This window comes from Mangrovivirga halotolerans, assembly GCF_026241165.1.
GTDB lineage: Bacteria > Bacteroidota > Bacteroidia > Cytophagales > Cyclobacteriaceae > Mangrovivirga > Mangrovivirga halotolerans.
Genome location: NZ_JAPFQN010000002.1, coordinates 579,251 through 599,415, shown reverse-complemented (window position 1 = coordinate 599,415; position 20,165 = coordinate 579,251). Strand labels below are relative to the sequence as shown.

The window sequence follows — 20,165 nt, the reverse complement described above, 5'->3', positions numbered from 1 at the left end:
GCCCGGCTTTTATATTTTAAGACCTACTTGTTTTTACAAGTGGATTACTTCATCATATGCAGCTGCTGCTGCTTCCATTACAGCCTCAGACATAGTAGGGTGAGGGTGAATTGCTTTGATCAATTCATGGCCCGTAGTTTCAAGCTTTCTTACAGCAACTATTTCAGCGATCATTTCGGTAACATTATTACCAATCATGTGCCCGCCAAGTAATTCACCATATTTAGCGTCAAAGATTAATTTAACAAATCCATCTGAAGCACCGGCAGCTTTAGCTTTTCCAGATGCTGAAAAAGGAAACTTACCCACTTTAATGTCATAGCCGGCTTCTTTAGCTTGCTTTTCAGTATAACCAACAGACGCAACTTCAGGGGAACAATAAGTACAACCCGGAACGTTTTTGTAATCAAGAGGCTCAGGATTCTCTCCAGCAATCTTTTCAACACAGATGATTCCTTCTGCAGAAGCAACGTGAGCCAATGCCGGTCCGTGAACAATATCACCGATAGCATAATAACCCGGCATATTTGTCTGATAATACTTATCTACAACAATTTTACCTTTATCAGTTGAAATACCAACATCTTCAAGACCGATGCCTTCGATATTTGTAGCTACTCCAACCGCTGATAATACCACATCTGCCTCGATCTGCTCTTCACCTTTCTTGGTCTTAACAGTTACCTTGCATTTTTTTCCTTTGGTATCAACATTAGTAACTTCTGAGCTGGTCATGATTTTCATGCCCGCTTTTTTGTATGTTCTTTCTAGTTGCTTACTAACTTCTTCATCTTCTAGAGGAACAATTCTGTCCAGATATTCAACAACAGTAACTTCAGTTCCTATAGACTTATAGAAATATGCAAACTCTACTCCGATTGCTCCTGAACCTACTACAACCATGGATTTTGGTTGTTTGTCAAGAGTCATGGCTTTTCTGTATTCAATAACTTTTTTACCATCGATAGGAAGGTTAGGAAGTTCTCTTGCTCTTCCACCAGTAGCAATGATGATGTGCTTTGCTTGATATTTGGTAGCTTTCCCTTCTTCATCAGTTACTTCAACAACTTTGTTTGGTTGTACTTTACCAAAACCGTTGATAACATCGATCTTATTTTTCTTGAATAAGAACTGGATACCTTTACTCATGCTGTCAGCAACTCCACGACTTCTTTTAACCATGCTTTCGAAATCAGGCTTCGCATCCTTTATCGTAATACCATAGTCTTCAGCGTGGCTGATATATTCAAATACATTAGCACTTTTTAATAGTGCTTTGGTAGGAATACATCCCCAGTTAAGGCAAATACCTCCTAGAGATTCCTTTTCTACAACTCCTACTTTCAAGCCAAGCTGACTGGCTCGAATAGCAGCAACATAACCACCGGGACCTGATCCCACAACTATTAAATCATATTTTGCTGACATTATACTATATTTTTAATTTGGTATGTTTGAATCATTTATGAATGATGCAAATTTACGTTATTTGCTTAGATATGCAATGAATTAATATGCTACAGAGCTATTTATCATCTGCCAGGCAGATTTAATTGATAAATATTCATAGATTTGCCACACACAACCTTGTTAACTTATATTATCAGGCAATAACAGATTGATCTGTGAGCTTTTCAAATTAAATATTTTATACAATGAAATTATTAGATGGCAAAGTAGCCTTGATAACTGGAGCTTCTAAAGGAATTGGAAGAGCAATTGCAACAGCTTATGCCGAAGCAGGAGCAAATATTGCTTTCACATATTTATCCAGTGTCGAAAAAGGTCAGGCTCTTGAAAAAGAATTAGAGGCCTTCGATATAAAAGCTAAAGGATTTAGATCTGACGCTTCTGACTTTTCAGCAGCCGAAAAATTGATCGGTGATGTAGTAGAAGAATTTGGACAGCTGGATATTCTTATTAATAATGCTGGAATCACCCGTGATAACCTTTTAATGAGGATGACTGAACAAATGTGGGATGATGTGATAAATGTAAACCTGAAGTCTTGTTTTAATACTGTTAAAGCAGCTACAAGGACATTTATGAAACAAAAAAGTGGTTCAATCATTAATATGTCATCTGTTGTAGGAGTAAAAGGTAATGCCGGCCAATCTAATTATTCTGCCTCAAAAGCTGGAATAATTGGTTTTACCAAATCAGTAGCTTTAGAATTAGGGTCAAGAAATATCCGTGCGAACGTGGTTGCTCCAGGTTTCATTGAAACGGAAATGACAGATGTATTGGATGAAAAGACTGTTCAGGGTTGGAGAGATGCCATTCCATTAAAAAGGGGAGGAACTCCAACTGATGTAGCGAACTTATGTGTATTCTTAGGGTCTGATATGTCTTCTTATATTACCGGGCAGGTTGTACAGGTAGATGGAGGTATGTTAACCTGATGAAATTAAATAAATAAAAATCTAAGGGGGTATTTTACCCCCTTTTTTTATGCTTCAGGAGTATTTATTTTGTAGATTTAGAAATTAACATCTCCATTGTATGATATCAGATATATCAACTCAATACAGTTTTTTATGGTTGTTGCCTGCTGCAATCCTTGCAGTGGTATTGTCTTATTTTTTATATTCTAAAAAAGCTCCATGGGGAAAAAAACTTAATTTATTACTCAGTATCTTCAGAGGAGTACTGATCTTTATTCTGCTTGGACTTTTACTCGATCCTGTAATCAAGCAATTAATAAATGAGGATGAAATACCATTGGTTATTGTGGGGATAGATAATTCTCAAAGCATTAGTGAAAGTCTTGATTCTGTAAAAGTAGTTGAGCTGAAAAATAAAATAAACGAACTACAAGACCATTTTAAAGAAGAGGATGTTGAGGTGATATTAACAGACATTGCCGGTCAGACATATGAATCTGTGGATAATCTTCAGTTGGGACTTAATTATACAAATCTTAATCAGTTTTTTGAATATATATTAAACAGGTATTCAAACCGGAATTTATCTCATGTAATAATAGTTTCCGATGGTATAATAAACAGGGGGGTGGATATTCGCTACAAGAACTATCCATTTGAAGTTTCAGCCGTGGGTGTTGGGGATACCACCACATATAAAGATGTTTCTATTAGTGAAGTGTTAACTAATTCTATAGCATACCAGGGAAACAAGTTTCCTGTTAATATTAAATTACTTGCTGAGAAAGCCATTGGTGAAAACATTAGAGTTCAATTATTAAAAGGGAGTAAAACAGTATCTGACACAACCTTGAAAATAAATTCCGTTGTTCAGTCATTTGATTTTACTTTTTTACCTGAAGCTAAAACTCAGGGCTTAAATGAATATGAATTGGTTGTTTCTACTCTTGAGAATGAAAGAAACGTGATCAATAACAAGGAGAAGATATTTATAGAAGTTCTGGAAGGAAAAAAGCAGGTTTTAATTTATGCTAATGCTCCTCATCCTGATATTGGAGCTATCAGATCTGCAATCGAATCTCGCGATGGTTACAAAGTAAACTTATTTATCAGATCGATCAGTACTCGTGACACAATCATGTCTACAAATTTAAAACCCGATCTTGTCATTACTCATGGTTTTCCTTCAACTGCGAATGAAATGAGTATTTTCAGAAATATCGAGAAAAAATTTGGCTCACCTGTTTTTATAACCGGAATTGAGAGAAGGGAAATAGTATACGTTTCTAATATTTACAGCGGCCTGAATATTGATCAGATAGGATCTCAAATTGATTATGTAACTCCAGTGCTTAATAATTCTTTTAATCTGTTTTCATTGCCGGAAAGTACCCCTTCGGTATTATCTGAAGTGCCTCCGGTGCTTACTCCATTTGGTGAATATTCTATTACCAAAGGAGGAACTGTAATTTTAGAACAACAAGTTAATGGAATTAATACCGGGAGGCCTTTGCTGGTTTTAGATCAGGAGGAAGGCGGTAAAAAAGCATTATTATTCGGAACCAAGTGGTGGGCTGTGAGATTGGTTGAGCATAAAGAGACAGGTAATAATGAAGTATTCGATGAAATAATAAATCAAACGGTGCGCTGGTTAACAGCAGACTCAGATAAAAAGAAATTTAAAGTTTATCCACAAGACAGAGAGATTCTTGAACAGGAAAACCTGAACATAATGGCTGAATTTTATAATGATATATATGAACCAATCTATGGAAATGCTGTCAAAATCAAGATATTTTCAGGAGATTCTCTGGTTCAGGAATATGAATTTAATAATAGTCGCTCGCCGTATAAGATTTCAGGCTTAAAAGCTGGGGTTTATCGGTATGCTGCAAGCGCCGAACTTGAAGGTAGGAGGGTGTCAGATCAAGGACAGTTCGTTGTTAAGCCATTTAGTCTTGAGAAAAATAATCTAAAAGCCAATTGGACTGATCTTAAATTTTTTGCAGATAAACAATCAGGGAATTTTTATTCTATGGATCAGCTGGGAGAAATTCACAAAGATATTTCTATTGATAAAACAGTAAAGATCCATTCTAAAATTAATTACAGATCCCTGGTAGAATGGAAGTGGTTATTGGCAATTCTTTTGCTCTGGGTGTCGGTGGAATGGTTTTTAAGAAAATACTTCGGAGGATATTAAAATAAAAAAGCCCGACATTTAAGCCAGGCCTTCTTGGTCAAATATTATTCTTAATACTTACTCTTCGTCCTTTTTAGCAGATTTTTTAGATCTTTTCACCTTAAGTGTAAGCTGATCTTCATCTTTCTTATGATCTGCCAGGATAACGTCACCTTCTGAGATATCCCCTTTTAGAATCTCTTCTGCTACGTTGTCTTCCAGGTATCGCTGTATTGCTCGGTTGAGCGGTCTTGCTCCATATTGTGGGTCATACCCTTTGTTAGACAAGAAATCTTTGGCAGCGTCCGTAAGTTCGACGTCATAGCCAAGATCCTTTATTCTACTGAATAATTTTTCCAGAGAAATGTCGATGATCTTATGGATGTGTTCTCTTTCCAGAGAGTTAAACACGATCACATCATCAAGACGGTTAAGGAACTCAGGACTGAATGCTTTCTTGAGTGCACTTTGAATTGTAGACTTCATTATTTCATCCATGCTTTCCTCTTTTTTCTTGGTACTGAAACCTATACCGGCACCGAAGTCCTTAAGGTCTCTGACTCCAATATTAGAGGTCATGATAATGATAGTATTTCTGAAGTCAACTCTTCTGCCGAGTCCGTCTGTCAGGATACCGTCGTCAAGAACCTGAAGTAGCAAGTTAAAAACATCCGGATGAGCTTTTTCAATCTCATCAAGAAGTACCACACTATATGGTTTACGTCTTACTTTTTCAGTTAACTGACCACCTTCTTCATACCCGACATAACCCGGAGGCGCTCCGACAAGTCTTGATACAGAGAATTTTTCCATGTATTCAGACATGTCAATTCTGATCAGACTATCCTTCTTGTCAAATAAATAAGAAGAAAGAACTTTAGCTAACTCAGTTTTACCAACACCAGTTGGGCCTAAGAATATGAACGAACCAATTGGTTTTTTCGGATCTTTCAATCCAACTCGGGTTCTCTGAATTGCTTTTGTCAACTTAGCGATTGCTTCATCCTGACCGATCACATTTTTCTGAAGCTCTTCTTTCATACCGAGAAGTTTAACGCTTTCAGTTTCTGCAATTCGTTTGGTAGGAATTCCTGTCATCATCGCGATTACATCAGCAACAGCAGATTCATCGACAGTGTAACGCTTAGTTTTAGTTTCTTCTTCCCACTTCTTTTTCTCGAAGTCTAGTTGTTCAAGTAGTTTTTTCTCTTTATCTCTAAGTTGCGCAGCCTCTTCGTATTTCTGGCTTTTTACAACTTTATTTTTTTCGTCTTTTATATCTTCAATAGCCTTTTCAAGGTTGAGAATCTCATCAGGAACATGAATATTGTTAATGTGAACCCTTGCTCCAGCCTCATCCAGAATATCTATTGCCTTATCCGGAAGATATCTGTCACTAATATATCGGTCAGATAATTTAACGCAGGCTTCAATTGCTTCAGGAGTATAGTTTACATTATGATGATTTTCATACTTGTCCTTAATGTTATTGAGGATTTCCATTGTCTCTTCAGGCGATGTTGCATCAACCATTACGATCTGGAATCTTCTCGCTAAAGCACCATCCTTTTCGATATACTGACGGTACTCATCCAGAGTTGTTGCTCCGATACATTGTATTTCACCTCTTGCAAGTGCGGGTTTGAACATATTGGAGGCATCAAGTGATCCTGAAGCTCCACCGGCTCCTACAATAGTATGAAGTTCGTCAATGAAAAGTATTACATCAGGAGATTTTTCAAGCTCACTCATCACGGCTTTCATCCTTTCTTCAAACTGACCGCGGTATTTTGTTCCCGCTACTAGTGAAGCCAGGTCTAATGTAACGACGCGTTTATTGAAAAGGACCCTTGATACTTTTTTCTGAACTATTCGTAAAGCTAAACCTTCGGCAATGGCCGTTTTACCAACACCGGGCTCTCCTATAAGTACAGGGTTATTCTTTTTTCTTCTACTCAGTATCTGTGCTACTCGTTCGATTTCTTTTTCACGACCTACGATTGGATCGAGTTTGTCATCATCGGCAAGTTTTGTAAGGTCTCTTCCAAAATTATCCAAAACAGGAGTTCTGGACTTTTCAGTTGTTTTGGAAGATCCACTACTTCCTGAAGATGATCCGCTTCCGAATATTCTTGAAGTTTCCTCGTCACCATCATCTGTATCTGATGATGCACTTGGATGATTCATTTGATATTCCAGAAGATCTTTTACGACATCGTAGGTGACATCAAATTTTTCGAGAATCTGAGTGGCGATATTATCTTCATCTCTCAGGATACTCAGTAATAAATGTTCAGTACCTATTAATTGACTTTTAAAGATTTTTGCTTCTAAATATGTGATCTTCAGAACCTTTTCAGACTGCCTGGTCAAAGGTATATTTGCCAGATTTTTAACATTACTTCCTGCAGTAGATCTCGTGTTTTGCTCTATGGTCTCTTTTAACTCTTCTATTGAAACGCCGAGCTTCTTAAGCAGGCTAATTGCCACACCTTCACCTTCACGAATCATGCCTAGCAGGAGGTGTTCTGTCCCAATATACTCATGCCCCAATCGCAACGCTTCTTCACGGCTCATGGAGATCACCTCTTTTACTCTATTTGAAAATTTTGCTTCCATTCTAATCCGGCTGATTTTTTATGAGAATTAAAGCGGTAAAATCGCTTTAATCAATCTATTTAATTCTTTTGAATTATACTAGTTAACGTAATAATTATTTGTATTGTTTTATATCTCTTTTTATTCTGGCTTAATGAAGTTTATTGCATTTGGTCCTTCACAGAAAATTAAGTCTAATACACTTAAATTGCACTCAAATTTGTTGCCAAAACATTGAAAGTAAGGTTTAGGTGTAAAATTTAGCGAATCTTTTAATGATTTTTTAGGATTAATCACAGATCTGAGGTCTATATTATGATTTTTGGAATAATATGAAGTTTCTGAGAACTGGACAGAAAGTCCGAGTAGGTCGCGACATGTTGTCAGAACATCAAGATTCAGATCCCATAAGTATTTATAATTCTTCTGAAAAAATGGCTCTATATAGTCGATGTAGTGATCGTAAAAAGGACTTTTACCATAGGAAGCCTGAATACTTCTGAGATGGATCGATTGCCATCTTTGAGAATTTTCAATTTTAATATCTTTAGTTTTTATTTTTTTCTGGGCTCCGATTACAGGTACAGTAAGTCGAACTATATTATTGGGACCCAGAATGTGGCATCGGTTTCTGTAAGTTTGTTTTTCGAAAAACTCATGCTTTTCAAGAGCTATTTCTTCGAGGTCAGATACTGCATGCCACCAGGCAATTGATGGAAAATACTGGGTGTCTATTACTGGCGCTTCATTATTAATCATATTGTAAAAATGGCCAAAAAAACTCAAAAAAAAATGGCTGTTCATTTTTTGAACAGCCATTAACCAATCAACTAGCACTAATCAACTAAAACCTATAAACAACCACTATAAACCATGAAATTTTATATCATAATAGCCAGGTTTTTTAATTCACCTGAAACTAATAATCCTTTTCTCTTGAGATTGTCTGAGTTCATTTCAAATCGAAGCTTACCACCTACATTGGTGAAATTGATCTCAGATCCTTTTTTAGCAAAGCCACTTTTTTCGGTTACTATCAACGTAGGAGAGTTTCCTACAGCTTGTTTGACTTGCTCTATATTATCAACCTTGTCTGTAACAAAAAGAATATTACACTGCTTAGCCTGAGACAAACTGGTGATTTTTATCACATTGATCCCCGTTCTTGTCTTTGCCATATTGACCAGGGCATTATAAATTGGACCATCACCATAAACTCCATAGGTGAATGCCCCATTGTTTCCAGGCCATTGGATGTATCTGGAAAACTGATATAAAAAGGCAGTTTTAATTTTTTCGTTTTGTGCAACACTGTCAAAATTCAGTGTCAATGCTAAAATTGCTATTGCAAATAATTTAAAAAAATTCTTCATGTATCAGCTTTGTTTTACAGTGCAAATCTGCTGACTATGAATTGAATAAAAAAGTTTGTTAAGAAGGGGGGTGTGTAATTTGAAGTGTCAAAAGAAACCTTTTACTATTCTTTCATGACGAAAATTATGAAATAATATTTTGTTTCAACCTGTTTGAGTGTTGCTTTTATTAGTGAAAATTCTGTTAAATATCGTTTAAAACGATTGCAGGATTTGTTCTTTGGTTTTCAACTATCTTTCGAGACAAAATTATGTTACAAGTAAGTTTTTTTCAGACATTAAATATATCAAATAAGCAAATCTTCTGTTTTTCCTAATCCTTCTCGTAAAAGTACAGCCTGGTCATCCGAACAGTCGATTACTGTTGATGCAATGTTTCCACCGTAACCGCCATCGATAACTATATCTACAAGATTTTTGAATTTTTCATAGATCAATGAAGGGTCAGTACTGTATTCTATAATTTCATCTTCATCTTTTATTGAAGTAGTAATGATGGGGTTGCCTAATTCATTAACTATCTCTCTTGGAATATTATTGTCAGGAACACGGATACCAACTGTTTTCTTTTTGACGTTTAGGATCTTTGGAACTTTGCTGGAAGCATTTAATATAAATGTGTAAGGTCCGGGTAATGCTCTTTTCATTAATTTGAACGTGCTATTGTCTATATTTTTAGCATATTCGCTTATATGAGACAAATCATAACAAATAAAAGAAAGGTTTAGCTTTTTAGTTGATATCTGCTTTATCCGACAAACTTTTTCTATAGCTCTGCTATTTGTTAAGTCGCAACCAAGTCCATATACCGTGTCGGTGGGGTAAATCACTAGCCCGCCTTCTGCCAGTACCTGTGCTACCTCCTTTATTTTCTTAGGATTTGGGTTGTCAGGGTGTATTTGAATGAATTTCGCTTCCATTTAGTAAGGAGTTTGACCAGTGAATAAAAATGTAAAAAGAAAAATACTAATTTTGCAGTAATATGAAAATACGAAAAAGATTAATTTTTGCTTTAGTAGCTGGAACAGTGATCCTCTCAACTTTTTCACTGTACATTTATCAAATGCTATATACTCCAAATGTTTTGGTCGAAAGAGATGCCAAAATAGTTTATGTTAATGATAGTACAGATTTCACCACCTTTTTAAAAAAGCTTTTTAAAGATAAGGTGGTAGAAGATCCGGCGACATTTGGTTTTGTGGCAAAGGCCATTCTGGATTATGATGAAAATATGAAGCCCGGTAGATATTTACTGACTCCGGATATGACTAACCTGGAAGCGATCAGACTTTTGCGAAGTGGGGCACAGGAACCAGTAATGATTACATTTAATAATGTGAGATTTAAAGAAGATCTGGCAGGGAAAATCACTAATAATATTGAACTGGATTCAGCTGCTTTTCTGGAAGCATTAAATAATGATGATCTTTTGAATAAATATGGGTTTAATGATACTACTATCCTTGCTATGTTTATTCCGAATACTTATGAAGTTTACTGGACCATTTCTTCTGAGGAGTTAATGGATAGAATGAAAACTGAATATGATCGTTTCTGGACGGATGACAAACGAGCTAAAGCTGAAAAGGCAGGGCTTACCCCAATAGAGGTAGCAACTCTTGCCGGTATCATTCAGGAAGAAAGTAATAAGCCTGAGGAGTATTCTAAAATTGCCGGGGTATATATTAACAGATTAAAAAAGGGGATGTTATTGCAGGCTGATCCTACCTTGAAATTTGCTGCTGGTGATTTTTCTATAAAACGAGTTTTAAATAAACATAAAGAAATAGATTCTCCTTATAATACTTATATGTATGCGGGTTTACCTCCGGGGCCGATTAATTGTCCTGAGATAGCTTCATTAAATGGAGTATTAAATTATCAGGATCATAATTATTATTATTTTGTCGCTCGACCTGATTTTTCCGGTTATCATGATTTTTCTACTACATTATCCCAGCATCTGGTGAAAGCTCGCCAATATCAAAATGCTTTAAACAAAGCTAAAATTTACGAGTAATATGTACGTACATGAAACGCAGATAAGAGTAAGGTATGCTGAAACCGATCAAATGGGGTACGTGTATTATGGTAATTACGCGATGTATTTTGAGGTTGGAAGGGTTGAAGCTTTAAGAGCGCTTGGGTTTAGTTATAAACAATTGGAGGAGGAAGGATATATGCTTCCTGTTTTGGATAGTAGATTTAAATATCTGGCTCCGGGAAAATACGACGATCATCTGAAGGTAATTGTTAAAATACCTTTGAAACCCAGTTTAAAGTTTTATTTTGAGTACGAAATTTTGAACGAACAAAATGAACTGTTAACAGAAGGAAGTACGACACTTGTTTGTGTTAATAAAGATACTGGTAAGCCTTGCAGGCCTCCTGCAAAGCTTATTGATCTTTTTGATGAATTCTATTAATGAGGAAAAGAGTTGAACGACGTATATTGCAATCTGAAGCTTACAGGAAAACTGTAAGCAGACTTAAAGAGAAACGTCTTAAGAAGCACGATATTTCTTTTTATTCTGTTGTGATTATTTTATTGCGAAAGCTTCAAACTGATAGAATCTCAGAAAAGGCGAGTAGCGTTGCTTTTAGCTTCACCCTGGCTATCTTTCCTGCTATTATAGTTCTTTTCACTTTGATACCTTATATCAATACGGGGGATATTGACTTTACTCAGAATGTGATGGATTTTCTGGCTGAAAACATGCCTGAAAGTGTCTATCAATTTACTAGTACAACTATAGAAGATATTATCAGTAAGCAACGTGGTGGACTACTTAGTATTGGTTTGATAAGTTCACTATTTTTATCTTCTAATGGAATGATGTCATTAATGTCGGCATTTAACAGTATCCACAGGACTATAGAAAAGCGAGGTTTTGTAAAAGCAAGACTTATTGCTCTTGGGTTAACTTTTGTTCTTGCCTTAGGCTTAATTGTAGCTACTGCCTTGTTAATTGTAGCTCAATATGCCATCGAGATCTTAGATCAGATGGATATAATATTTATTTCGGATAAGACATTTGTGCTATTTGTTGTGCTAAGGTATGTGATTCTCTTTGCTGTGTTCTTGTTGACAATTGCCTCGATATATCATTTTGCTCCAAGCTTGCACAGTCGACTAAAGTTTTTTAGTCCCGGAGCAATATTCGCCTCTATATCTCTTATGCTGGCGTCTATGGGATTCTCATTTTACATTAATAATTTCGGAACTTACAACAAATTCTATGGTTCCATTGGTGCTTTGATAGCAATCATGGTTTATTTATATATTTTATCTATCATCTTTCTCCTTGGTTTTGAGCTAAATGCGAGTATTGATAAAGCAAAACATGAAGATTATGGATAAAATTTTTATCAAAATATTGGCGTAGTTTAAATCTGTATTTATATTTGCACTCCCGTTAACAAAGAGACGGGGAAGATCACGAAGAGGAGTGGCAGAGTGGTCGAATGCACCGGTCTTGAAAACCGGCGTGCCGCAAGGTACCGGGGGTTCGAATCCCTCCTCCTCTGCAGACAAAAGCCGAGCACGAAAGTGCCCGGCTTTTTTTATTTTATATCCTTTGCTTTATCAAAAGAAATGAAATAAGAAAGTCGGCTAGCGATAGCCAAGGGAAGGCTATTGATTGCTCCCACGCCCCATTCGGGGTCATGAAATAATCCCTACTCCTCTAAAAATCAAATCTGAACTTGAGTTAAACTTTGGTTTACTAGCTCTACCGGATAGCTCAGAACTTTATTCTTTAGGGGAAGACTAAAAGGATTGTGAGCCAATTCAAAATTCCGGTCACATTTTTTAAGTAAATAATTAACTATATCACTTATGTTTAGTTAGGATATTTCTTATCGTTTGTATAACTTAAGTACCAGGAAGTTAATGTGCATATATATGCATAAATTTGATGTTTAGGGTAGCTCAACTTAAACATTATCAACGAATAAAGAGGATTAAAACGTGTTTATTAAATGAAATCATTTACTGATATCATCAGACGTCAGTTTAAAATGCTTATGTCTGTGTTTGCTTTTAGTGATCATGAAATTAATGAAGCAATAACTATTTCAAATAATTGCTATGGAAACATCGATGTAGTTGGTGATGTTCAATACTTATGTATTTCAATAAAAGGTATAATAGAACCTAAGGACTTTGTGGAAATAATGGAATGGGGACTAGATAAGGTCTCAAAAGGAAACAATAATATTATAATTAATTCAAGCGATCTGAGAGCGATGCCGGGAGAATCAATTAAATATATGGAGGAAGAATGGCTTCCAAATGCTTTAAAAGAAAACGTGAAGCTATTAGTTTTCATAAGACCAAAAGACTTATTCGGGTATATATCTCTGGAGTCAATCAGTAAAAAATTTCCGATTATTAATTATAAGTTTGTTCCTTCTTTATTAGACGCCCAGTTAGAAATATTGAAAGTCAATTAAAAAAAATAAACGGACAAAAATTTGCCCGTTTATCTGATTGATAGATTAGTCTTCCGTAATTATTAACAAGTTTTTATGTGTGATCGAATTTCAAGTTTCAAATTATTGAAAACTAAAGTATAGTGGTGGTGTTCGATTACTTTTTGTTAATTTTTCATGAATATATTACATATATTTTTAATGTCAAAATCTGACAAATATTTTTTTAAATTTTCCAATTAAGTCAGGGGAATTTCAAAAATCTTGTTGATTAATAAGATTTTAGTTGTTAAGGATAAAAAGCAATAACAAAATTTGCCAGACTGTATTATTTGTTGTTTTCTCTTAGAAATGCTCTTACCTTACATTTATTCAGCTGAATATTCGGTTGGTTTACAGATTTTGTCATTAATAATATTGGTGAATTTTATAAAAATGAAAACCGGAAAGAATATTAATACGTTTTAAGGATATACCCCGAGACAGAATAAAAAAAGGCTGCCTTCAATAGGCAGCCTTTTTTGATTTATAAGTTTTTATTTTCCAGGTCTAATATGAAAGCATATTCAAGAGCAGTTTCTTTTAAGCTTTCAAATCTTCCTGATGCCCCTCCATGACCTGCTTCCATATTGGTTTTAAGTAAAAGGAGGTTTTTGTCTGTTTTATAATCTCTTAATTTCGCTACCCACTTTGCTGGTTCCCAGTATTGCACCTGGCTATCATGTAATCCGGTAGTTACGAGTAAGTTTGGATAATCTTGTCTTTTCACCTGGTCATAAGGAGAGTAGGACAACATATATTCATAAGAATCTTTATTTTTAGGATTTCCCCATTCGTCAAACTCATTTGTAGTTAATGGGATACTTTCATCCAGCATCGTCGTAACAACATCGACAAAAGGTACTGCGGCAACCACTCCATTGAAAAGTTCAGGAGCCTGGTTAATTACAGCTCCCATAAGTAATCCTCCGGCACTTCCACCCATAGCATACATATGCTCAGGGCCTGTATATTTTTTTTCAATAAGACCTTTGGCCACATCGACAAAATCATTAAAGGTGTTTTGCTTTTTAAACATTTTACCTTCTTCATACCATTCTCTCCCCTTAAGTTGACTGCCTCTTACATGGGCAATAGCAAAACAAAACCCTCGATTTAAAAGACTCAACCTGGCGCTTCCAAAATAAGGATCGATTGTGTTTCCATAACTTCCATATCCATAAAGTAATAATGGGCCGTTTCCATCCTTTTTAAAACCTTTTTTATAAACTAATGAAACGGGTATTTCAACCCCGTCACGAGATTTAATAGATATTCTCTCGGTTTCATAATTCTCTTTTGAATATTCCCCAACTACTTCCTGCTGCTTGATCAGGGTTCTTTTATTGGTCTCAACATTATAATCAAAATGAGAAAAAGGGGTAGTTAGTGAACTGTAATAAATTCTAAGTACATCTGTTTTATAAACATCATTAGAGCCAATACCAGTGATATATGCGTTTTCCTCAAATTTAATTTCGTATTCTTTTTCGGTGGCCTTATTCCTTACTTTTAGGTGAGTGAGGCCATTAAATCTTTCTTCAAATACAAGATGGCTTTCAAATACCTCCATGTTTTCAAGTAATACATCTTTTCTGTGGGGAATCTCAGTTTTCCATTTACTTATATCTAACCCGATCTGATCGGCAGACATCAGTTTAAAATTCAAAGCGTCTTTATTAGAGATTATCCAGAACTTTCCGTTGTCTGGGAAAATACTATATTCATGTCCCGAACTTCGTTTTGTGAATTGTTTGAATTCTCCCTGAGGATTATTTGATTCTAATAAGTGGTAATCACTTGTAGTCGTACTGCTGTTCCAGATAATAATATATTTACCAGTTTTTTCCCTGTAAACCCCTATATAAAATGACTGGTCTTTTTCTTCATACACTAGCTCATCATTTTGTTCATTAATGTTGTGCCTGTATACTTTTTCACTTAGGAGGGTTTCGGTATTTTTTGAAGTATAAAAGATGTTTTCATTATCATCAGCCCAGGCGTATCCTGGTGAAGTATTAGCAGCTGTAACAGGTAGTAATTCTCCGGTTTCAAGGTTTTTAATGTGTAAAGTGTATAACCTTCTGCTTACTGTATCTACCCCAAAGGCTAATAGTTTATTGTCTGGACTCACTTCAAGGCCGGCAACATTAAAATATTCATGTCCTTCAGCCATTTTATTAGCGTCCAGAATTATTTCTTCCTCAGCTTCAAGTGTTTCTTCTTTTCTGCAGTAAATAGGATATTCTTTATTTTCTTCAAACCTGCTATAATACCAATACCCGTTACTTTTGATAGGAGCAGATTGATCTCGCTCTTTTATTCTGCCTTTCATCTCCTCAAATAAACTATCCTGAAGTTCAGTGGTATGAGCAAGAATATTTTCTGTGTACTCATTCTCTGATTCCAGGTAAGCAATAACTTCAGGATTTTCTCTGTCGCGTAACCAATAATACGGATCGACTCGTGAATGTCCGTGAATTGTCAGGGTTGTATCTTTTTTTTCTGCTTTTGGTGCACTCATCTCTTTTTCACTATTTTCTTTATTACTACATCCTGTCATTAATTGTAACAGGAACATAAGAAATGCTAAACTTAAACTTTGGCTGAAGATTTTCATGGTAGATAAAAAGTTATTCTGATTTTATTTGAAGATAAATTAAATATGGGATAGGAACAATAGGGGAACCTGGTATTCCAACGTTATTTAGCGATTTAGTTCTGGCAATTCCAACTTGCTCTACTTTTACACCTTCAACTTCCAGGCCTTTTGATCTTAAATATTCATAAATAGGCCGATAAGCTCCTGATTCGTGAATCATTAATCCGATTGCCTCATAGTCATCCAGAAATGGTTTTTCTTCAAGATCCAGATAATGACTGGCTAATCTTTTCAATACATCATTAAACTTTTCAGGTTTATCTATTTGAATAGTTTTTACTTTCAGGTTACCACTTTTGACAGCAGACTCCCACATTAAGTTGAAAGTAGTGATTTCATTAGCCAGATTTAAACTGTCTTTATCGCTTGCATCGATTTTATATTTAGCATGATCAAATTCTTTTGTTGAATCATTTTGATGTAAGTATAAAAATGATTGGCTACTTTTTTTCTTCACACTAAAAAGTTCATCCCCTACCAGAGAAGCTTTTTGCACCTGGCCATAAATAAGTGTTTGAAAAGCAAGTAAAATAAAAGCAAGTAAGGTTCTCATTAGATTGAAATTAAAAAATGAAAGGCAATTTAAAGTTTTATTTTAATTTGCGCCTATTATATTTCAATATCGAAAGATAATACTTTTTTGTATTTACTTACAAAGGGGTTACTTTTTTGATTATTTCCATATTATATATAAAGAACCCTGATAAGGAAAAAACATTCAATCTGTATGAAAACAAAATCATTTTTTTTAGGGCTGTTTCTACTTTTTAGTATATCAGCATTTGCCCAGGTAAAAGTTCATGTTGGTGCTACCACCACCGGTCAGATGAATTTTGTATTGGATAAAGGATTAAAATCTGATCCGAGATATGTTCAAACTAACGATATAAAATTTGCTCCGATCGGTCTTGCATTTGGTGTTGACCTGACTGATAATTTCGGTTTACAACTTGAATCGATTTACTCTATTCAGGGAGCGTATTACCAAGTAGTTGACATTTATGAAACTGTTCAGGGATACCGTGATTTCGAGGCTAATTATATTCATCTCCCTGTGTTGTTAAAATTCATGAGTGCTTCAGTTGACAGGACTAGATTTAATTTTATGATCGGTCCTCAGCTTTCATTTTTAACATCCGGCAGTGAAAGAATTAAATATGACGCATCACAATACTATATTCCAGAGGGTGTAACTCCACCTGAAGGAGCAGAGCCTGTTCCTGGAGAGGATTATTATAATGTTCCTGCTACAGATGGTGAGATAGTGCTATTTACCACTGAGGAGGAAATTGTCAGAGAGTTTAAAGAAGCTGAATTTCAAATTGCAGCAAGTATGGGATTTGATATTGATATCGCAAGAAACTTATCGATCAGCACTCAGCTTAGAATGAATTATGCTATTTCTGATTTTAGAAATGAGGATTTCATTCAGCATATGCAGGAACAGAAGTATGATGAGCTTTACGAAAGAAGGTCTTCTTTACTTGTTGGTGTTCAAATAGGTGTAAATTATGTATTTGGTGGAACCAGGTTTTTCACCAGATAAAATAAAAAATTGAAAGAGTCTTTTTTTAAGGACGTATACGAAGTAGTGAAATTAGTGCCTCATGGGAGGGTGACTTCCTATGGGGCCATTGCTAATTACTTAGGAGCAAAATCATCTGCCCGGATGGTTGGTTGGGCTATGAACAGTTCTCACAATATACCCGATGTTCCGGCCCATAGGGTTGTGAATAGAAATGGTATGCTAACAGGTAAACACCATTTTGAAACACCCGACAGAATGGAAGAACTTCTTAACAGAGAAGGAGTTCTGGTAAAGAGTGATAAAGTGCAGAATTTTAAAGAAATTTTCTGGGATCCTTCTTTAGAACTTATCTGATTTAAGATCACTATCTAGTGCATCCACTTCGGATGACCAGTCTGTGATAAATAAGAGTCCAATGATTGTCAAAAGCCCGTTTATTAACAACCTTTCAAATCCAATTTCATACCCATTAAAGAGTACCACTGAATATTCAACTAATAAATAGGTTATTACAGGAGCAATAATGGCGATTACAGGGACTAAAAATTCCTTTGATAGTTGTTTTTTTATAAAAAGGCCATAAGCAAAGAGCCCGAGTAGGGGTCCATAAGTAAAGCCTGCTGCATTGAATAGTTCTTTAATCACATTGTCTCTTTCGATCTCATTAAAAATCAAAATTACCACTAGTAAAATTGTTGACATACCAATGTGAGTAAGGAGTTTGATTCGTTTTCTTTCCTTTTCAGGATACTTTTTAATATCGAGAAAATCATGACAGAAAGATGTTGTAAGGGCAGTTAATGCTGAATCCGCGCTGGAATACGCTGCTGCTATTATACCAAGCATAAACAAAATGCCTGCTGCTGATCCTAAATTATTCAGAGCTAATAGCGGATAGAGGTCATCTGTGTTTTTTGGAATGGGAATGCCGTTTTTCTCTGAATAAATAAAGAGTAATGCCCCAAGACTAAGAAAGATAAGGTTTACAAAAATAAGAACAACACTAAACCATAGCATGTTTTTTTGTGCATCCTTCAAAGATTTACACGTCAGGTTTTTTTGCATCATATCCTGATCCAGTCCCGTCATTGTTAATGTAATGAAGGCTCCTGCAATAAAGTTTTTAAGCCAGAAATTTGACTCATTGACATCCGTTTCAAACCATTTACTGTAGGAGGAATTTTCTACATTTGTAACGATCTCTGATAAGCCCCATCCCATTTCATTTCCAATGATGATTATAGTCACTGAAACGGCTAGCAACATGAATAAAGTTTGCAGTGTGTCAGTCCATACTACTGTTTTTATTCCCCCTTTTAATGTGTAAACCCAGATCAAAGCAATAGCAACTGTTACCGTGACTCCAAAAGGTACTCCCCAATGATCAAAAACGGCTAATTGAAGAACTCCGGCAACCAAAAACAGACGAAAGGAAGCACCAATGATTCTTGATATTAAAAAGAATCCTGCTCCTGTTTTATAGCTGTAAAAGCCAAATCGCTTTTCCAGGTAAGTATAGATAGAAACTAAATTAAGCTTATAGTAAAGAGGTAATAATATAAATGCAATAGCAATGTAACCTGCTAAGTAACCCAGAACCATAGCCATGTAAGTGAATTCGCTTGAACCAACCCATCCTGGAACAGAAATAAAAGTCACTCCGGAAAGAGAAGCTCCGATCATACCAAATGCCACTACATACCAGGGAGATTGCCTGCCTGCAGTAAAAAAAGTTTCTGTATCAGCTTTTTTTCCCGTAAGCCGGGCAATGATGAAAAGCACTAAAAAATATACAGTAATTATGATTGCGACAGAAGTAGCTTCCATGCTGTTCTATTTCATTTTTTGTAACTAAAATGTCATAAAGCTGTTAAATTAAAGTGAGAAAAACTATATAATTTGTAATTTCGCTTTAAAATTAAATTTTATTTAAACCATGAGATATTCCCATCAGGAAGAAACGCTTGAAGAAGTATTGGAGGTGGTCACTGACCAGTCTGAACGGAATTTGATGGTATACAACGATGACTTTAATACTTTCGAACATGTGATCAACACCTTGATCAAGGTTTGCAAGCATAACCCTACACAGGCAGAACAGTGTACATATATTATTCACTATAAAGGCAAATGCTCTGTGAAGCAAGGAACCTACGAAAAGTTAAAGCCCATGAGAAATTCGATCAGAGAGGCAGGTATAGACGCTAAAATAGTTTAAGGAAACCTATGGAATATCCTTCTAAGCTGATCGAAAATGCCGTTCTGGAGATTTCCCGACTTCCGGGTATCGGTAAAAAAACCGCTTTCAGACTTGTTATGCATCTGTTAAGAACTGAAGAATCAGCTTCTGTCAGTCTTAGTGATGCCATAATAAAACTCAGAACTGAAACCAGGTACTGCAATAATTGTGGTATGGTGAGTGAAGATGTTTTGTGTAAATACTGTTCATCAGCTAAAAGAGATCACTCTCTTATTTGTCTGGTAGAAGATATCCCCGATGTAATAGCTATTGAAAACACAGCACAGTTTCAAGGGGTTTATCACATACTTGGAGGATTGATTTCACCGGTAAATGGTATAGGTCCTGATGATCTTCGTATTCAGGAATTGTTTGATAGAATTGAAAGCAAAAAGAATACTGTAAAAGAAGTTATATTGGCGTTAAGTCCGACAATGGAAGGCGATACCACCGCTTTCTATCTTAATAAAAAGCTTTCTGAGAAAGGAATTGAAGTTTCGACCATTGCACGGGGTGTTCCTTTGGGTGGAGAACTTGAATATGCTGATGAATTAACACTTGGAAGAAGTATTGTAACACGAACAAAATACGATTAAGTTAAATAATTTTTATTTTTTCAGGCCTTTCATTAAATAATTACCCTTCCTTATTAAAAAAAATGCAAAGTATTAGGTCTGAATCAATCATGGTTTTAATTTTGGGCATCAAATATTTTTAAACCTAAAT

General features: G+C 35.5%; 18 protein-coding genes and 1 tRNA gene. 11 read left to right on the top strand and 8 right to left on the bottom strand.

Features of this window, described 5'->3' with window-relative positions; all coding sequences use genetic code 11:
* Positions 1-33: 33 nt before the first annotated feature.
* Positions 34-1,431, bottom strand: coding sequence for a dihydrolipoyl dehydrogenase (gene lpdA, locus OO013_RS03720; protein ID WP_266055347.1), 1,398 nt, complete (start codon positions 1,429-1,431; stop codon positions 34-36).
* 224 nt (positions 1,432-1,655) lie between these two features.
* Here lpdA and fabG point away from each other — a divergent pair, with 224 nt between their 5' ends.
* Both fabG and OO013_RS03710 read left to right on the top strand, forming a co-directional pair.
* On the top strand, positions 1,656-2,402 hold the full coding sequence (fabG, locus tag OO013_RS03715; protein WP_266055308.1) for a 3-oxoacyl-[acyl-carrier-protein] reductase: 747 nt from the start codon (positions 1,656-1,658) through the stop codon (positions 2,400-2,402).
* Positions 2,403-2,502: 100 nt separating this feature from the next.
* A complete protein-coding gene (locus tag OO013_RS03710) occupies positions 2,503-4,587 on the top strand; it encodes a hypothetical protein (RefSeq protein ID WP_266055307.1) in 2,085 nt (694 codons plus the stop codon).
* A 57-nt stretch (positions 4,588-4,644) separates the two neighbouring features.
* Here OO013_RS03710 and OO013_RS03705 read toward each other — a convergent pair whose 3' ends face one another.
* The 4 genes from OO013_RS03705 to OO013_RS03690 all read right to left on the bottom strand — a co-directional run bounded on the left by OO013_RS03705 (position 4,645) and on the right by OO013_RS03690 (position 9,457).
* The gene (locus tag OO013_RS03705; RefSeq protein WP_266055306.1) at positions 4,645-7,185 is read right to left on the bottom strand and encodes an ATP-dependent Clp protease ATP-binding subunit; all 2,541 of its coding nucleotides are present in this window, start codon (positions 7,183-7,185) and stop codon (positions 4,645-4,647) included.
* Positions 7,186-7,305: 120 nt separating this feature from the next.
* A complete protein-coding gene (locus OO013_RS03700) occupies positions 7,306-7,968 on the bottom strand; it encodes a WbqC family protein (protein ID WP_266055304.1) in 663 nt (220 codons plus the stop codon).
* Positions 7,969-8,045: 77 nt separating this feature from the next.
* On the bottom strand, positions 8,046-8,537 hold the full coding sequence (locus OO013_RS03695) for a YfiR family protein (RefSeq protein WP_266055303.1): 492 nt from the start codon (positions 8,535-8,537) through the stop codon (positions 8,046-8,048).
* Between the two features lie 287 nt (positions 8,538-8,824).
* Positions 8,825-9,457: an L-threonylcarbamoyladenylate synthase gene (locus OO013_RS03690; protein ID WP_137089856.1), complete on the bottom strand. Its 633-nt coding sequence runs from the start codon at positions 9,455-9,457 to the stop codon at positions 8,825-8,827.
* A gap of 62 nt (positions 9,458-9,519) precedes the next feature.
* On the opposite strand from OO013_RS03690, the gene mltG reads away from it, so the two are divergent.
* The 5 genes from mltG (at position 9,520) to OO013_RS03665 (ending at position 12,992) form a co-directional block, all read left to right on the top strand.
* A complete protein-coding gene (gene mltG / locus OO013_RS03685) occupies positions 9,520-10,557 on the top strand; it encodes an endolytic transglycosylase MltG (RefSeq protein ID WP_266055302.1) in 1,038 nt (345 codons plus the stop codon).
* 1 nt (position 10,558) lies between these two features.
* Positions 10,559-10,963 carry an acyl-CoA thioesterase gene (locus tag OO013_RS03680; RefSeq protein ID WP_266055301.1) on the top strand — a complete coding sequence of 135 codons (405 nt, stop codon included), beginning with the start codon at positions 10,559-10,561 and terminating at the stop codon, positions 10,961-10,963.
* Complete coding sequence (locus OO013_RS03675) at positions 10,963-11,898, top strand: YihY/virulence factor BrkB family protein (RefSeq protein WP_266055300.1); 936 nt, start codon at positions 10,963-10,965, stop codon at positions 11,896-11,898. The genes OO013_RS03680 and OO013_RS03675 overlap by 1 nt, the downstream gene beginning before the upstream one ends.
* Positions 11,899-11,980: 82 nt before the next feature.
* Positions 11,981-12,065: transfer RNA gene (locus OO013_RS03670), tRNA-Ser, on the top strand.
* A 453-nt stretch (positions 12,066-12,518) separates the two neighbouring features.
* Positions 12,519-12,992, top strand: a complete 474-nt coding sequence (locus tag OO013_RS03665) for a hypothetical protein (RefSeq protein WP_266055299.1) — start codon at positions 12,519-12,521, stop codon at positions 12,990-12,992.
* A 505-nt stretch (positions 12,993-13,497) separates the two neighbouring features.
* Here OO013_RS03665 and OO013_RS03660 read toward each other — a convergent pair.
* Together OO013_RS03660 and OO013_RS03655 are read right to left on the bottom strand one after the other, a co-directional pair.
* Positions 13,498-15,630: a S9 family peptidase gene (locus OO013_RS03660; RefSeq protein ID WP_266055298.1), complete on the bottom strand. Its 2,133-nt coding sequence runs from the start codon at positions 15,628-15,630 to the stop codon at positions 13,498-13,500.
* Between the two features lie 13 nt (positions 15,631-15,643).
* A complete protein-coding gene (locus tag OO013_RS03655) occupies positions 15,644-16,225 on the bottom strand; it encodes a hypothetical protein (RefSeq protein WP_266055297.1) in 582 nt (193 codons plus the stop codon).
* A 174-nt stretch (positions 16,226-16,399) separates the two neighbouring features.
* Here OO013_RS03655 and OO013_RS03650 point away from each other — a divergent pair, with 174 nt between their 5' ends.
* Both OO013_RS03650 and OO013_RS03645 read left to right on the top strand, forming a co-directional pair.
* Complete coding sequence (locus OO013_RS03650; RefSeq protein WP_266055296.1) at positions 16,400-17,218, top strand: outer membrane beta-barrel protein; 819 nt, start codon at positions 16,400-16,402, stop codon at positions 17,216-17,218.
* A gap of 9 nt (positions 17,219-17,227) precedes the next feature.
* Complete coding sequence (locus tag OO013_RS03645; RefSeq protein WP_266055295.1) at positions 17,228-17,554, top strand: MGMT family protein; 327 nt, start codon at positions 17,228-17,230, stop codon at positions 17,552-17,554.
* Here the strand turns inward: OO013_RS03645 and OO013_RS03640 are convergent.
* Entirely contained in the window at positions 17,540-19,027 is a 1,488-nt protein-coding gene (locus OO013_RS03640) for a sodium:solute symporter (protein WP_266055294.1), read from the bottom strand. The genes OO013_RS03645 and OO013_RS03640 overlap by 15 nt on opposite strands.
* Positions 19,028-19,136: 109 nt before the next feature.
* On the opposite strand from OO013_RS03640, the gene OO013_RS03635 reads away from it, so the two are divergent.
* Positions 19,137-19,418: an ATP-dependent Clp protease adaptor ClpS gene (locus OO013_RS03635; RefSeq protein WP_266055293.1), complete on the top strand. Its 282-nt coding sequence runs from the start codon at positions 19,137-19,139 to the stop codon at positions 19,416-19,418.
* A gap of 8 nt (positions 19,419-19,426) precedes the next feature.
* Positions 19,427-20,035, top strand: a complete 609-nt coding sequence (gene recR, locus OO013_RS03630) for a recombination mediator RecR (RefSeq protein WP_266055292.1) — start codon at positions 19,427-19,429, stop codon at positions 20,033-20,035.
* Positions 20,036-20,165 lie beyond the last annotated feature (130 nt).

Coding starts and splice junctions, on each gene's coding strand:
- fabG (WP_266055308.1), top strand. CDS start 1,656: ATGAAATTATTAGATGGCAAAGTAGCCTTGATAACTGGAGCTTCTAAA.
- OO013_RS03710 (WP_266055307.1), top strand. CDS start 2,503: ATGATATCAGATATATCAACTCAATACAGTTTTTTATGGTTGTTGCCT.
- OO013_RS03705 (WP_266055306.1), bottom strand. CDS start 7,185: ATGGAAGCAAAATTTTCAAATAGAGTAAAAGAGGTGATCTCCATGAGC.
- OO013_RS03700 (WP_266055304.1), bottom strand. CDS start 7,968: ATGAACAGCCATTTTTTTTTGAGTTTTTTTGGCCATTTTTACAATATG.
- OO013_RS03695 (WP_266055303.1), bottom strand. CDS start 8,537: ATGAAGAATTTTTTTAAATTATTTGCAATAGCAATTTTAGCATTGACA.
- OO013_RS03690 (WP_137089856.1), bottom strand. CDS start 9,457: ATGGAAGCGAAATTCATTCAAATACACCCTGACAACCCAAATCCTAAG.
- mltG (WP_266055302.1), top strand. CDS start 9,520: ATGAAAATACGAAAAAGATTAATTTTTGCTTTAGTAGCTGGAACAGTG.
- OO013_RS03680 (WP_266055301.1), top strand. CDS start 10,559: ATGTACGTACATGAAACGCAGATAAGAGTAAGGTATGCTGAAACCGAT.
- OO013_RS03675 (WP_266055300.1), top strand. CDS start 10,963: ATGAGGAAAAGAGTTGAACGACGTATATTGCAATCTGAAGCTTACAGG.
- OO013_RS03665 (WP_266055299.1), top strand. CDS start 12,519: ATGAAATCATTTACTGATATCATCAGACGTCAGTTTAAAATGCTTATG.
- OO013_RS03660 (WP_266055298.1), bottom strand. CDS start 15,630: ATGAAAATCTTCAGCCAAAGTTTAAGTTTAGCATTTCTTATGTTCCTG.
- OO013_RS03655 (WP_266055297.1), bottom strand. CDS start 16,225: ATGAGAACCTTACTTGCTTTTATTTTACTTGCTTTTCAAACACTTATT.
- OO013_RS03650 (WP_266055296.1), top strand. CDS start 16,400: ATGAAAACAAAATCATTTTTTTTAGGGCTGTTTCTACTTTTTAGTATA.
- OO013_RS03640 (WP_266055294.1), bottom strand. CDS start 19,027: ATGGAAGCTACTTCTGTCGCAATCATAATTACTGTATATTTTTTAGTG.
- OO013_RS03635 (WP_266055293.1), top strand. CDS start 19,137: ATGAGATATTCCCATCAGGAAGAAACGCTTGAAGAAGTATTGGAGGTG.
- recR (WP_266055292.1), top strand. CDS start 19,427: ATGGAATATCCTTCTAAGCTGATCGAAAATGCCGTTCTGGAGATTTCC.